The 12358-nt window shown below is 42.7% G+C and carries 16 protein-coding genes; 8 read left to right on the top strand and 8 right to left on the bottom strand.

Annotated elements, in window-relative coordinates; genetic code table 11:
• Window positions 1-72: 72 nt before the first annotated feature.
• From mutL to AABK37_RS09930, 3 genes are all read right to left on the bottom strand, one after another.
• Entirely contained in the window at window positions 73-1785 is a 1713-nt protein-coding gene (gene mutL / locus AABK37_RS09940; RefSeq protein ID WP_432551406.1) for a DNA mismatch repair endonuclease MutL, read from the bottom strand.
• A gap of 145 nt (window positions 1786-1930) precedes the next feature.
• A complete protein-coding gene (locus tag AABK37_RS09935) occupies window positions 1931-2977 on the bottom strand; it encodes an adenosine deaminase (RefSeq protein WP_432551405.1) in 1047 nt (348 codons plus the stop codon).
• Window positions 2961-3185: a hypothetical protein gene (locus AABK37_RS09930; protein WP_432551404.1), complete on the bottom strand. Its 225-nt coding sequence runs from the start codon at window positions 3183-3185 to the stop codon at window positions 2961-2963. The genes AABK37_RS09935 and AABK37_RS09930 overlap by 17 nt, the downstream gene beginning before the upstream one ends.
• Here AABK37_RS09930 and AABK37_RS09925 point away from each other — a divergent pair.
• Window positions 3170-3295 carry a hypothetical protein gene (locus AABK37_RS09925; RefSeq protein WP_432551403.1) on the top strand — a complete coding sequence of 42 codons (126 nt, stop codon included), beginning with the start codon at window positions 3170-3172 and terminating at the stop codon, window positions 3293-3295. The genes AABK37_RS09930 and AABK37_RS09925 overlap by 16 nt on opposite strands.
• Here the strand turns inward: AABK37_RS09925 and AABK37_RS09920 are convergent.
• Window positions 3266-4993 (bottom strand): hybrid sensor histidine kinase/response regulator, encoded by a 1728-nt coding sequence (locus AABK37_RS09920; protein WP_432551402.1) that lies wholly within the window; start codon window positions 4991-4993, stop codon window positions 3266-3268. The genes AABK37_RS09925 and AABK37_RS09920 overlap by 30 nt on opposite strands.
• Before the next feature lie 88 nt (window positions 4994-5081).
• Window positions 5082-5261 (bottom strand): hypothetical protein, encoded by a 180-nt coding sequence (locus AABK37_RS09915; RefSeq protein WP_432551401.1) that lies wholly within the window; start codon window positions 5259-5261, stop codon window positions 5082-5084.
• Between the two features lie 5 nt (window positions 5262-5266).
• Between AABK37_RS09915 and AABK37_RS09910 the strand changes: the two genes are divergently transcribed.
• Both AABK37_RS09910 and AABK37_RS09905 read left to right on the top strand, forming a co-directional pair.
• Window positions 5267-5386 (top strand): histidine kinase, encoded by a 120-nt coding sequence (locus AABK37_RS09910; RefSeq protein ID WP_432551400.1) that lies wholly within the window; start codon window positions 5267-5269, stop codon window positions 5384-5386.
• 415 nt (window positions 5387-5801) lie between these two features.
• Window positions 5802-7145: an adenylosuccinate synthase gene (locus AABK37_RS09905; protein ID WP_432551399.1), complete on the top strand. Its 1344-nt coding sequence runs from the start codon at window positions 5802-5804 to the stop codon at window positions 7143-7145.
• On the opposite strand, the gene AABK37_RS09900 is transcribed toward AABK37_RS09905, so the two are convergent.
• On the bottom strand, window positions 7142-7264 hold the full coding sequence (locus AABK37_RS09900) for a hypothetical protein (protein ID WP_432551398.1): 123 nt from the start codon (window positions 7262-7264) through the stop codon (window positions 7142-7144). The two genes, AABK37_RS09905 and AABK37_RS09900, sit on opposite strands and share 4 nt — an antisense overlap.
• On the opposite strand from AABK37_RS09900, the gene AABK37_RS09895 reads away from it, so the two are divergent.
• The 3 genes from AABK37_RS09895 to AABK37_RS09885 all read left to right on the top strand — a co-directional run bounded on the left by AABK37_RS09895 (window position 7250) and on the right by AABK37_RS09885 (window position 10143).
• The gene (locus AABK37_RS09895; RefSeq protein ID WP_432551397.1) at window positions 7250-7996 is read left to right on the top strand and encodes a 50S ribosomal protein L25/general stress protein Ctc; all 747 of its coding nucleotides are present in this window, start codon (window positions 7250-7252) and stop codon (window positions 7994-7996) included. The genes AABK37_RS09900 and AABK37_RS09895 overlap by 15 nt on opposite strands.
• An 85-nt stretch (window positions 7997-8081) precedes the next feature.
• On the top strand, window positions 8082-9623 hold the full coding sequence (locus tag AABK37_RS09890; RefSeq protein WP_432551396.1) for an AAA family ATPase: 1542 nt from the start codon (window positions 8082-8084) through the stop codon (window positions 9621-9623).
• 10 nt (window positions 9624-9633) lie between these two features.
• Window positions 9634-10143, top strand: coding sequence for a hypothetical protein (locus AABK37_RS09885; RefSeq protein WP_432551395.1), 510 nt, complete (start codon window positions 9634-9636; stop codon window positions 10141-10143).
• Here AABK37_RS09885 and AABK37_RS09880 read toward each other — a convergent pair.
• Window positions 10118-10273, bottom strand: a complete 156-nt coding sequence (locus AABK37_RS09880; protein WP_432551394.1) for a hypothetical protein — start codon at window positions 10271-10273, stop codon at window positions 10118-10120. The two genes, AABK37_RS09885 and AABK37_RS09880, sit on opposite strands and share 26 nt — an antisense overlap.
• A gap of 31 nt (window positions 10274-10304) precedes the next feature.
• On the opposite strand from AABK37_RS09880, the gene AABK37_RS09875 reads away from it, so the two are divergent.
• Together AABK37_RS09875 and AABK37_RS09870 are read left to right on the top strand one after the other, a co-directional pair.
• The gene (locus AABK37_RS09875) at window positions 10305-11093 is read left to right on the top strand and encodes a YdcF family protein (RefSeq protein WP_432551464.1); all 789 of its coding nucleotides are present in this window, start codon (window positions 10305-10307) and stop codon (window positions 11091-11093) included.
• 266 nt (window positions 11094-11359) lie between these two features.
• A complete protein-coding gene (locus AABK37_RS09870) occupies window positions 11360-11581 on the top strand; it encodes a hypothetical protein (RefSeq protein WP_432551393.1) in 222 nt (73 codons plus the stop codon).
• Between the two features lie 10 nt (window positions 11582-11591).
• On the opposite strand, the gene AABK37_RS09865 is transcribed toward AABK37_RS09870, so the two are convergent.
• Window positions 11592-11861: a ferredoxin-thioredoxin reductase variable chain gene (locus tag AABK37_RS09865; RefSeq protein WP_432551392.1), complete on the bottom strand. Its 270-nt coding sequence runs from the start codon at window positions 11859-11861 to the stop codon at window positions 11592-11594.
• Between the last annotated feature and the right edge of the window lie 497 nt (window positions 11862-12358).

The following is a 12358-nucleotide window of genomic DNA, read 5'->3' as shown; positions in this document are numbered from 1 at the left end:
TCCTGTTTATTATTTTGTGCGATCGCTCTCTCCAATACCACAATTATTTTATGCGATCGCCTAAACATTAAATCAAATCCCGTGACTCTTCCCAATCACCCAATTACGCCGGAAAAACCGCGCTAAGGCTGATTCTTCCAAAGATAGATAAATCGGGCGTCCGTGGGGACAGGTGCGCGGGTTGCGGGTACGTTGCCAATCATCTAATAGTGTCTGCATTTCTGGCAAAGTTAGGGGTGTACCGTTGCGAATTGCACTGCGACAAGCTACGGCTACTTGTGCTGTTTGTAAGTCACCACCCCAACTAAGTTCTAAAATTGCTTCTGCACAATCGTCTCTTTGCTGTAACATTGCGGGTACGTTACGAACTGCCCAAAGTTGTTCACCAAAAGGTTCTATATCTATATTGATGCGTTGCAGTTGCGAAACTTGCGCTGGTGATAATTGATATAAAATAATTGCCGGTTCCACAGCAACAAGTTGCCAATTATCGCATAATTGCTCATATAAAACTCGCTCATGAGCAATATGTTGTTCTACCAACCACATGCCATTTTGATGTTCGACAACTATATATGTATTGCTAACTTGGGCGACGGCTTTGAGGGACGGGGAAACCCCGCCCTTACCATCGTCGGGATTGGGACGATTGACATGATAACCACCTTTTTCTTCTGCGGCTTTGATTAATTTACTAACTCGTGTTGTGTGAACTGCTTCTTTGATATTGACAGAATCGATGCGAAGTGCTTGTTCAATCGCGCTGGATATTTGTTCTTGCCAATAGCTTAATTCATTGAGGTAAATTTCCGTTTTTGCCGGGTTGCGATTCCAGTTAATTTGATCGGGGGAAATATAAAGATGTAAAAAACAGATTGGATAGCGATCGCGTGGTAATGTTCTGTGAAATCCTGTGAAAATCGTTTGCTCTAATTCTGGCGATTTTACCATGCGTCCGTTGATTGCTACACGCACCCAATCTGGACGACGACGATGACAGCGATCGGGCAATCCTATCACCAATGAAAGTGAGGATTTAGCAGTAGGGTAGAGACGACCCGCCGGGTCGTCTGTACAGGAGTTAGGAGGATTGGGTAATTCTAATTTTAGTTCTTGTAAATCGCCTTGTTTAACTTGATGTAAAATTTGCGGTAACAGTTTTCCGGTTGTGGCGGCTGGTGAAAGAGTGAACCATTCACGGTCATTTTGGCAAACTTGCCAGGTAACATGAGGATGACATAAGGCGATTTGATAAATCGACGCTTGCACTGCTTTCATTTGAATAGCTGATGTTGGCAAGCCTTGACGACGAGTTGAGCAATTTCCGAATAAATTCGATATGGTGACAATTGTACCAGGTGCGATCGCTGCTGCTTCCACTACGACAGGTTCCCCACCATAGCCATACACAACCCTAAATCCACCACTTGAAGAATTTGCCGGACGACTTAAAATTTCTAAATCTGCCAAAGTCGTCAAACTGTGCAGCGCTTCACCCCGAAATCCTAAACTGTTAATTTGCCACAAATCTGCACAAGAGCGAATTTTACTGGTACTGTGGGCAGATGCTGCTTGTTGCAAATCATCCAAATTCATCCCACAACCATTATCTGCTACGCGCACCCGCCACTGCTGCGCCCATACAGAAATTACAATCCGCGTTGCACCTGCGTCTAGGGAATTTTCTATCAATTCCCGCACCACAGAAGCTAGAGAGTCAATTACCTCTCCGGCTGTAATGAGGTATACTACCTCCGTTGGTAAAGCTTGAATCGTAGAAGACATAAATCTCAGTGTAGGCGAGTTGCCAAGCACTGAATAGAATAAGCAAATTTGTTTACAATCAGCTAGGAAATTTTATGAATTGTAAAGAAATTTTTTCGTACTAAGCGCTTCAGCGCTAATTATAAAGCGCTTCAGCGCTTAGTACCTAATTATCCCGCATCGCTAAAGCTTTCATCGGTTCGGGTTTCAGCAACCCATTCAACAATGATGCCGGACGTTGACCGTAGGGCCAAGCAAAAGCATGACGGAAAGCTGCATCTTGACAAGCTTGTAACTGTTGGAAATTAATAATGTCGTAAGTTAAGAGATTTTCATACTCAAAGGGTAGACGGACATTATGCAAACCGGCATTATCAGTACAAATAGCGATATCTACCCCCGCATCAAAACATCGGTCAAAAACTAATTTGAGTTGACGTATATCCTCTAAAGTACCGGTTTTTAAGTATGTTGTCGGGCAAACTTCCAAACACTGCCCGCGTTTAGCTACATCTTTAAGTAACTCTGGATACAATAGCGGAATTTGGATGCCGTGACCAATCCGCATCAAATAAGGTAATAATTCTGGATAGCAGCCAGCGGTGGTTTCATAAAGGTGTCCGGTGGTTTTGACATTCAGCGATCGCGCATAATCATACAAACTAATCCACTCAGAAAGGCGATCGGCATAATAGCTATCACCACCAGCAACATCTATTCCACAAATATACTTGGTATTTTGTGCTGCTAAATCTACAATCGCTTTATTCACCTCATAAGGTAAGCGCGAGTGCATACAAAGTATTTGGCTGGTAATAATCGGATATTCTTGTAATTGACTTGCTTGCCCAACAACTTCCACAATTTCCGCCATTTTGTCAATTCTCTTTGATTGACTTAAATGCTTTGGTGTGCGGAGATAAGGAGTATAGCGCAGTTCTAGATAAGCCAAATTCTCAAAAATATAAGCACCCCGCATCAAACGATAGATAAAGTAAGGCAAACTTTCGGCATTTTGCACGCTTTCAACTAAAGTGTGCAATTCCAGATACTCATCTAAAGTACTGCGCGATCGCGTGAAAAACTCTTCAAAAGCCGAATAGTCAGCAAACTGCGAAAGTAACTTTGACGAACTGCGTTCTAGGTATCGCCACAGAACACGGGGTACAACCGAACCGCCCAGATGTCTATGCAATTCAGCGTATAAAGCCATAATGGTCTTTTCCCGGAAAAATTATAAAAAAGTCTAATAATCTTAACAATAGCGCAGAAAAGAAGAGTGGGGCATTGGGCATTGGGCATTGAGAATTGGGCATTGGGCAATGGGCAATGGGCAATGGGCAATGGGCATTGGGAATTAAAGAAGAAATAGTTTGCTCATCGGTGAATAAATACGATTCTTTCCATGCCCATTGCCCCATGCCCCATGCCCCATGCCCCATTCCCCATGCCCCATGCCCCATGCCCTATGCCCTATGCCCCATGCCCCATGCCCTATGCCCTATGCCCCATGCCCTATTGCCTGCAATAATTCTCTCACTGTGCAAGGTTTGGATAAAAATGCTTTGACCCCCGTGCCGGCGGATTCGGCTATGTTTTGATTTGATAACAATCCGCTCATGGCGATAATTTTCACCCTCGGATTTATTTTTTGTAGCGTGCGGATGGCGATCGCACCATCCATCCAAGGCATCATCATATCTAGCAACACTACACTAATTTCCTGCTGATGTTGGGCATAAATCGCTACAGCTTCAACTCCATCACTGGCTGTTAGCACCCGATAATTATATGTTTCTAAAGATGATTTAGTCAGATCGCGAATTGCAGCTTCGTCATCCACTACCAAAATTAATTCGCCATTTCCCATAAGTGGTTTTAGTTCAACAGAAGGCGGATCGATTTCTACTTTGGTGGAAGAAGGTAAGTAAATCTGAAATTGCGTTCCTTTATTAACTTCACTGTATAAATTAACAAATCCACCGTGCTTTTTAATAATGCCCAGTGCTGTGGAAAGTCCTAAACCTGTACCTTTTCCTACTTCTTTAGTAGTAAAAAATGCCTCAAAAATTCGCTCTTGAATTGTCTGCGGTATCCCTATACCCGTATCCGCAATGGTGATAGCAACATAACAACCCACTTGGGCGTCGATATGCATTTTCGCATAATGTTCATCAATGACGATATTTTCTGCTGAAATCGTCATTATACCGCCGTCGGGCATGGCATCGCGGGCGTTGACAACTAAGTTCATCAGTACTTGATGCAGTTGGGTAGCGTTTCCCTGCACATGCCAAAGATTGTCTGATATGTGTGTATGGCAAGCGATGGATTTAGAGAATGTTCCGGTGATAATGTCTTCAATTTCTGTTAGCAAAGAGTTCATTGAAACATTTGTCTGTCTGCCTTCGATACCGCGTGCGAAAGACAAGATTTGTCTAACTAAATTTGCTCCGCGTTTGACATTCTTTTCTAACATTTTTAGCAAGTGTTCGCTTTGCGGATCGGACAATTTCATCTGCAATAAAGGAACTGCTAATAAAATCGGCGCTAACACATTGTTGAGGTCGTGGGCAATACCACCAGCTAAAGTGCCGATACATTCTAAACGTTGCGATCGCAAAAGTTCTGCTTCTAGTTGTTTCTTTTGCGTGATTTCTGTATTCACAGTCAAAATTGATTGAGGTTGCCCAAATTCATCACGTACCAAAGTCCATCGACTTTCTACTAGAATTTCCTCACCATTTTTTTGTACTTGTTTTAATTCACCTTGCCACGAACCGTTTTTAATTACAGTTAAAAGCGCTGACTGAGGAAGCGGTAAATCTTCGTACAAAAGCGCCAAAGCATCTTTACCAACAGCTTCCTCAACTTTCCAGCCATACAAACGTTCCGCGCTTTTATTCCAGAATAAAATCTGGTTTTGGATATTTTTTACGAAAATTGCGTCAGTTGCCACATCCAGCAGCGCTGCTTGTTCGCGGATTTTCTGTTCTGCTTGTTTCAGTTGGCTGATATAATGTATAAGCAATTTATACAAAATTGCGAAAAGCGCTAAATCTGCGCTCTTGCTGATGAAAAATTTAGCGATCGCCTTTATGCTTCCAGCAAATTGCCTTTTTGACAACTTTCTGTTTGTTTCTTTGGGAAACAATTTAGGCAACATTTGCTCTGATAACTTTTGTGTTGACTCAATGTCGAGAACTAGCATTTGAATATTATTTGTCATTTGCTTATCTCTAGGAGATATAATTGACTGCCGAGCGGCTTCAAACATGTGTTTCGACAATAAAATTTCTGATTCTCTGGATGTTTGTTTATTGAGATAATTTGCGGCTCAAGTTAAGAAATATACTGCTATTTGCCGGATAATCTTTGATACATGTGTGAGTTTTTTTACTTACACTTTGATAATCTTGACAAGAAAGTGCATCTGTAGCGATCGCGTAATCAGTTCTTGCACTCCCACAGGAAAAAGGTAATTGGGAATTGGGCATGGGGCATGGGTTATGGTAAAAAACGCATTCCTAATTCCCAATTCCCATTGCCTATTGCCCATTGCCCATTGCCCATTGCCCAATGCCCAATGCCCAATGCCCAATGCCCAATTTTCAAACCTTAGTAAATTTAATAGCAATTTCAACATTCAGAAAAATGTCGCCTTAGTTACATTTAATCAAAATTGGTTTATTTGATTAAGCTACTGTTTGATTCTCCCAGATAGTATTTGGCACACTTTTCTCTTGGAAATTTCTGGCTTTATTTTGACGATTTTTGATATATATACTGCCAGATAAGATCCTAACAATTTTAATATAAATTAATAGTTCTCAGTAGTCAGAAACTAACTTTAGTTGATAAATTTACAAAAATTAAGATGAAACTCATAATTGAACGCTGATAACTGATAAATTTCTTGTAGTTGCTTTCAACGAATCAGTGACTTTTTCGGAAAATCCGATTGAATAAGCTTGACATTAGTCAGACAATCTGTTGATAATAAGAGTTTGTGAAAACTTTAGCTCTTTAATAAACGCTTGGCTAACGTCATTGTCATAGGCGCCCAGTGGGGCGATGAAGGAAAAGGTAAAATAACAGACTTACTCAGCCGCTCCGCAAACGTTGTTGTACGTTACCAAGGGGGTGTGAATGCTGGACACACGATTGTAGTTAACGATCAAACCTTTAAACTGCACTTAATTCCCTCTGGTATATTGTATCCAGATACCGAGTGCATAATTGGCTGCGGAACGGTAATCGATCCACAGGTTCTCATCGAAGAACTCGATCAACTTGAAAAACTAAATATATCCACTCGCAATCTGCTGATTTCTGAGACGGCTCATGTAACGATGCCTTACCATAGATTGATTGACTCCGCATCCGAAGAACGACGGGGAAATCATAAAATCGGCACAACAGGTAGGGGTATTGGTCCAACTTATGCTGACAAATCTGAGCGTATTGGTATCAGAATGTTAGATTTGATGGACGAAATCGGGTTGCGCGAACAGTTAGAGTGGACGATTAATTATAAAAACGCAATTCTGGAAAAGTTTTATAACTTGCCGCCCCTAAATACCCAAGAGGTGATAGAGCAGTATTTGGGGTATGCAGAACGGTTGCGACCTTATGTAGTTGATACCTCATTAAAAATATACGATGCGGTGCTGCGACGGCGCAATATTTTGTTTGAAGGAGCGCAAGGTACGCTTCTCGACTTAGATCATGGAACTTATCCTTATGTAACATCCTCGAACCCCGTAGCAGGGGGGGCTTGCGTTGGTACAGGGTTAGGACCGACAATGATAGACCGGGTAATTGGGGTATCGAAAGCGTATACCACCAGAGTAGGAGAAGGACCATTCCCCACCGAACAAGACGGAAAAGTGGGAGAATTGTTATGCGATCGCGGTGCCGAATTTGGCACAACCACCGGACGCAAACGCCGCTGCGGTTGGTTTGATGCCGTTATCGGTCGCTACGCCGCTAGAATTAACGGTATGGATTGTCTGGCGATTACCAAACTTGATGTCCTCGACGAATTGAAGGAAATTAAAGTTTGTGTCGCTTATGAAATAGATGGCGAACGTTGCGATCACTTCCCCTCTAGCGCTCGTCAATTTGCACGCTGTCGCCCCATTTATAAAACAATGCCGGGATGGCAGGTGTCAACAAGTGACTGCCGCACTTTAGAAGACTTGCCGAAGCAAGCGCTGGACTATCTAAAATTCTTAGCAGAATTAATCGAAGTCCCGATCGCGATCGTCTCCCTCGGAGCCAGCCGCGATCAAACTATCATCGTAGAAGACCCAATTCACGGTCCCAAACGCGCATTATTGCACGCCGACGGCACACCAGCCACTTTGTTAAGTGCTTAATAGGGCATGGGGCATGGGGCAATGGGCATGGGGCATGGGGCATGGGGCATGGGGCATGGGGCATGGGTAATCGTAAAAAACGCATTCCTAATTCCCAATGCCCATTGCCCATTGCCCATTGCCCATTGCCCATTGCCCATTGCCCATTGCCCATTGCCCAATTCCCAATTACCTTTTCCCCAACTTGTATGGATCTCACAATTGAATGTCAAAAGCGTCCAGAAAATAGCAAACCCAATGCTTTGCGCCGTTCTGGGCGAATTCCTGCGAATTTATACGGTCACAAAGGTACAGAGTCTATCTCTTTAACCATTGATGCCAAAACTGTTGAGCGCTTGCTGAAAAAAGGTTCAGTCAACAACACTTTGATTGATTTGAAAATTACTGATATCCCTTGGCAAGGCAAAACTTTGTTGCGGGAAGTTCAGATTCATCCAGCAAAACGTACTCCTTTCCACCTCAGCTTTTTTGCGGTAGCAGGTCACGGTCCGACTACAGTAGAAGTACCGCTGCGATTTGTCGGAGATGCTGCCGGGGTTAAACTAGAAGGTGGTTTGTTAGACACCGTGTTTAACGAATTGCAAGTCAGTTGCGAACCGGAGAACATCCCAGAGGCAATTGAAGTTGATGTTTCTAACATGAAAGTTGGCGACAGCTTGCAGATCAATCAGCTACCATTGCCCCAAGGTTTAACAGTTCTCAATGACGCAGAGCAAGTTGCTGTTAGCATTTTGCCACCACAAATCACGCCAGAAAAAGAAGCTGCACTCGAAGCAGCTCAGGCTGAAACTGAGGCTACATCGGAAACAGAGACAGAAACCGAGTCTGAAACAGAATCTGAAGCTAGCTGAAGTATATAATAGTTGTCGATAATACCAGGGGGTAACTCCTGGTTTTTTTATGTTTGAATTGCCAAATCGCCAAGGACGCTAAAAAATGACAGTTTCTGTTCCAGCATTAATTGAGCAGATGTTGCAACCTGGGTTTTATCCCCATGCGGTAACAGAACCAATTCAACTGATTCAAACGCACATTTCTTATGTGCTGCTAACTGGGGATTATGCTTATAAAGTAAAAAAGCCGATGAATTTTGGCTTTTTAGACTTTTCAACTTTGGAAAAACGGCAGCATTTTTCTCAAGAAGAATTGCGGTTAAATCAGCGAGGTGCAGCAGAACTGTATTTAGAAGTTTTGCCTATTACTCTGACGGATAATCAATATCATCTGGGGGGAACGGGAGAAGCTGTAGAATATGTGTTGAAAATGCAGCAATTTCCTCAAGAGACTTTATTTAGCGCTTTATTTGAACAGGGTAAGTTAAATGAAACAGATTTGGAAAACTTGGGACAAGTTGTAGCTGAATATCACGCGAAAACTGAAACCAATGATTATATTCGCACTTTTGGCGAAGTTGCTCAAGTTCGAGAAGCGTTTGACGAGAATTACGAGCAATCTGAAAAATATATTGGTGGTCCTCAAACGCAGACGCAGTTTGACGAAACAAAGCAATATACAGATAACTTTTTTAGCGATCGCACGGAACTATTTAAAAGTCGCATCGCTAATAACTTCATTCGCGAATGTCACGGAGACTTGCACTTAAGAAATATTGCTTTGTGGCAAGATAAAATTTTACTCTTCGATTGCATTGAGTTTAACGAAGCGTTTCGCTTTGTTGATGTCATGTTCGATATTGCTTATGCTGTGATGAATCTGGAAGCAGAGCAACGACAAGATTTGAGTAATGCCTACTTGAATACTTATTTAGAGCAAACTGGCGATTGGGAAGGGTTACAAGTATTACCGATATATTTAAACCGTCAAGCGTATGTTCGGGCAAAGGTGACATCATTTTTGTTGGACGATCCAAGTGTTCCCGCAGATGTGAAAGAAGAGGCAGCAAAAACCGCAGCTGAGTATTATAAACTGGCTTGGAATTATACTAAACCCAAGCAAGGAAAATTAATATTGATGTCGGGGTTGTCGGGTTCTGGTAAAAGTACCGTAGCTAAGTTATTATCTCGCGAATTAGGAGCAATTCTGATTCGTTCGGATGCGGTGCGGAAACATTTGGCGGGAATTCCACTTTTAGAACGCGGTGGTGATGATTTGTATACACCTGAGATGACGGAGAAAACTTATGCACGGTTGCTGTCATTGGGAATTATACTAGCAAATCAAGGTTATACGGTGATTTTGGATGCCAAGTATGACAAACAGAAGTTGAGAAAAGAAGCGATCGCCCAAGCTAATAAACATCAACTTCCCCTACAAATTATTCAATGCACCGCACCGATAGAAGTTTTGGAACAACGGTTGCGCGATCGCACTGGTGATATTGCCGATGCCACAGTTGATTTATTACAATCACAACTTAACTTGGCTGAACCTTTCACCGAAGAAGAAAAACCCTACCTGAAAATTTTGGATACAACTCAACCACAACAGGCACAATTAAAAGAAGTAATTCGCCAATAAATTTAAACTTATGGCAGAAAAAAAGAACGACTTCGGCGGTCTGATTACCATCTCTCAAGCTTTCTTTTCTCAACTCGTCTTTGGCTTATTTTTAACACTCATATTTTCCATGACCGGCGCACCAGCATCCCTAAGTATCTTCTTAGGTATATTGGGCGGTATAGCCTTAGGCGGGTTGACAACAGCAACTAGAAGCGGTCCCCAAGCCCCTACTTTAGGCTCGGCTGAAGGCATTGATGCTGGATTGAAATACTGGTTATTTTTTCTACTTGGTTTTCTGTTTTTGGGGTATCCAGCACCGATGAGCGTTTTGTTAAGCGCATTAGCCGGTTTAGGTGGGGGCTGGATTATTGCTTGGTGGGAAACCACAGAACAAACTAAAACTCAACTGGCAGCTGAAGGTTCAGAAGAAGTCGAAGGACAACTCCCAAACGAAAGAGCAATCAAACGGAAACGCAGACCCACTCGTCGTTTCCGTCGCTCTCGTGGAGGTTTCAATTTTCGGTTTTGGGAAAGGTAGTAATTGGGCATTGGGCATTGGGCATGGGGCATTGGGCATCGTCCAAGTGGGCATCGGGCATAGTCCCTTTGTGAAATACGTCTAGCTTCTTTTTATTCCCATTGCCCATTGCCCATTGCCCATTGCCCATTAAACAATTGCCCCATGCCCAATTCCCAATTATGTTTTTATACCTCTCTAAGTTACTACCGCTGTTTTTTTACCCGCTTGGGTTAGCTTGCGTTTTTTTGCTGTTTTCACTGTTTCTGCTGTGGAAAAGACCGCGCATGGCAGCTATGGCGATCGCACTGGCATTAACTGTATTGCTAGTTTCTGGTAATGCTTGGGTTTCTCACTCTTTGGTGCGATCGCTTGAATGGCAAAATCTCCCCACGGAAATACCTTCTTCTGAAGCAATTGTGGTTTTGGGTGGTGCAACTAAATCAGCGACTCCGCCACGTCCTGGTGTAGATTTAAGTGAAACAGGCGATCGCGTTATTTACGCCGCTCAACTTTACCGCCAAAAGAAAGCCCCCATAATCATTCTCAGTGGTGGTCGTATCGATTGGCGCGGCAGCGGTTCCCCAGAGTCAGCGGATATGGCAACAATTCTTACTTCTATTGGTATACCAACAGAGGCAATTGTCCAAGAACCTGACTCTCTCAATACTCATGAAAATGCCGTAAATGTCCGGAAAATTCTCGCGGCTCGTGGTATTCATCGGGTATTGTTAGTCACTTCGGCAATGCATATGCCGCGATCGCTACTTATCTTCAAGCGTCAAGGAATTGATGTTATTCCTGCACCTACTGATTTTCTCATCAGTCAAGGCGATATCCAAGAACTCACCAACACCCCCAAAGCCGCTATCTTAAATTTGTTTCCCGATAGTGACAATTTACAGCAATTTACCAGAGCTTTAAAAGAGTACATTGGTACTGTTGTCTATCGTTTACGCGGTTGGCTTTGAAAAAACTCACAAAACAAAGCTTTCATTTGTAATTCATAATTAATAATTCATAATTTATAATCCTCACTACTACAAACCGAAAGTAGCTAAATAAATACGCAAGCGTATCAATGTCTTAAAAAATACTTGACTATTTTAACCCGCCTAATCGCGGGTTTTGTTTGCGTACCCGCGTTGTTTCCACCCTTCGCGGGCGTGAGGGCGATTGATAAATCGCTATAATTTCAATAGTTAGAAAATCCTAAATCCCTGGGTATCTATAAAAAATGAATAAAAACTTACCCTATATTCTTCGCATTCCTCAACCGGAAATTGAGGAAACCTTTGCCGCTCACCAAACTACCCATGAGTTTTATCACGAAGTTCGGGCGCGGTCAGAGTTTAAGCGTCATTGTGAATGGTATTATATCACAGCAGAACGCAACCGTCAAGACTTAGAAAAAATGCGCGGCGAATTAAATATTTTCCGTTTGTTTCGCCGCCGATAAGAAATTTAGATTATATTATTTCTAGCTCATTATCACGTAAGTGAGCCTTAAATTTTTTACTAAACTTTACTACAAAGGGCAGGTTAGCGCTAATCGGTTTACCTTTCCATTCGGTTGCAATTTGCACTACTTCGCCTTCTGAGCCTTTGATGTCAAAACCCTGACCGCGATGTTCAGGATGATGATAAACTATTACGGATTCTTTCACGCGGACGCGATCGCCAATTTTCATATTAACATTTACACCTAGTTGCTTTTCTACAAGTATCTCCACAGCCATTCCTCATTTGACTTGCTTTTTTGAAAAAATAGACTGCTTGCTTTAGCGAAGATTAATGCTTAAGTAGCTGCTATAAAAACAAAGCCCCGAAATTCAGTCATGCCGTTGGCGCGATCGCCTATCATTAAAAGCCCGTGCAGGCTTTAATAGTAATTAGACGGCAACATGACTAGTCGTCAGGTACTTTAGCAAGAAGTCTCATTTTTTATCTTCGATTTCAAGAGCGTTAAATAAAGCGAGAACTCCAACAGACGCGATCGCGCTAGAGACGTTGCCCTATACCCTCACTCCTGATGGGTAGGCTTACAAGCAAGGAACAACTCGATGACGCTTTTTAAGTGCGCCTTAACGCCAAGATTAATTTTACAACAAATGGGGCATTGGGCAATTTGACGAGGGGAAAGGGGAGTGGGGAGACAAGGAGACAAGGAGAGGGGGAGACAAGGAGACAAGGAGAGGGGGAGACAAGGAGACAAGGAGAGGGGGAGACAAGGAGA

Origin of the sequence: Tolypothrix sp. VBCCA 56010, assembly GCF_050875635.1 — a bacterium.
GTDB lineage: Bacteria > Cyanobacteriota > Cyanobacteriia > Cyanobacteriales > Nostocaceae > Hassallia.
This window is presented reverse-complemented; position numbering and strand designations above follow the sequence as displayed.

What these genes read in the sequence shown, in the direction of transcription:
- mutL (WP_432551406.1), bottom strand. Translation starts at nt 1,785, where the DNA reads ATGTCTTCTACGATTCAAGCTTTACCAACGGAGGTAGTATACCTCATT.
- AABK37_RS09935 (WP_432551405.1), bottom strand. Translation starts at nt 2,977, where the DNA reads ATGGCTTTATACGCTGAATTGCATAGACATCTGGGCGGTTCGGTTGTA.
- AABK37_RS09925 (WP_432551403.1), top strand. Translation starts at nt 3,170, where the DNA reads ATGCCCATTGCCCCATGCCCCATGCCCCATGCCCCATTCCCCATGCCC.
- AABK37_RS09930 (WP_432551404.1), bottom strand. Translation starts at nt 3,185, where the DNA reads ATGGGGCAATGGGCATGGAAAGAATCGTATTTATTCACCGATGAGCAA.
- AABK37_RS09920 (WP_432551402.1), bottom strand. Translation starts at nt 4,993, where the DNA reads ATGACAAATAATATTCAAATGCTAGTTCTCGACATTGAGTCAACACAA.
- AABK37_RS09915 (WP_432551401.1), bottom strand. Translation starts at nt 5,261, where the DNA reads ATGCCCAATTCCCAATTACCTTTTTCCTGTGGGAGTGCAAGAACTGAT.
- AABK37_RS09910 (WP_432551400.1), top strand. Translation starts at nt 5,267, where the DNA reads ATGGGTTATGGTAAAAAACGCATTCCTAATTCCCAATTCCCATTGCCT.
- AABK37_RS09900 (WP_432551398.1), bottom strand. Translation starts at nt 7,264, where the DNA reads ATGGGCAATGGGCAATGGGCATTGGGAATTAGGAATGCGTTTTTTACG.
- AABK37_RS09890 (WP_432551396.1), top strand. Translation starts at nt 8,082, where the DNA reads ATGACAGTTTCTGTTCCAGCATTAATTGAGCAGATGTTGCAACCTGGG.
- AABK37_RS09885 (WP_432551395.1), top strand. Translation starts at nt 9,634, where the DNA reads ATGGCAGAAAAAAAGAACGACTTCGGCGGTCTGATTACCATCTCTCAA.
- AABK37_RS09880 (WP_432551394.1), bottom strand. Translation starts at nt 10,273, where the DNA reads ATGGGCAATGGGCAATGGGCAATGGGCAATGGGAATAAAAAGAAGCTA.
- AABK37_RS09875 (WP_432551464.1), top strand. Translation starts at nt 10,305, where the DNA reads ATGTTTTTATACCTCTCTAAGTTACTACCGCTGTTTTTTTACCCGCTT.
- AABK37_RS09870 (WP_432551393.1), top strand. Translation starts at nt 11,360, where the DNA reads ATGAATAAAAACTTACCCTATATTCTTCGCATTCCTCAACCGGAAATT.
- AABK37_RS09865 (WP_432551392.1), bottom strand. Translation starts at nt 11,861, where the DNA reads ATGGCTGTGGAGATACTTGTAGAAAAGCAACTAGGTGTAAATGTTAAT.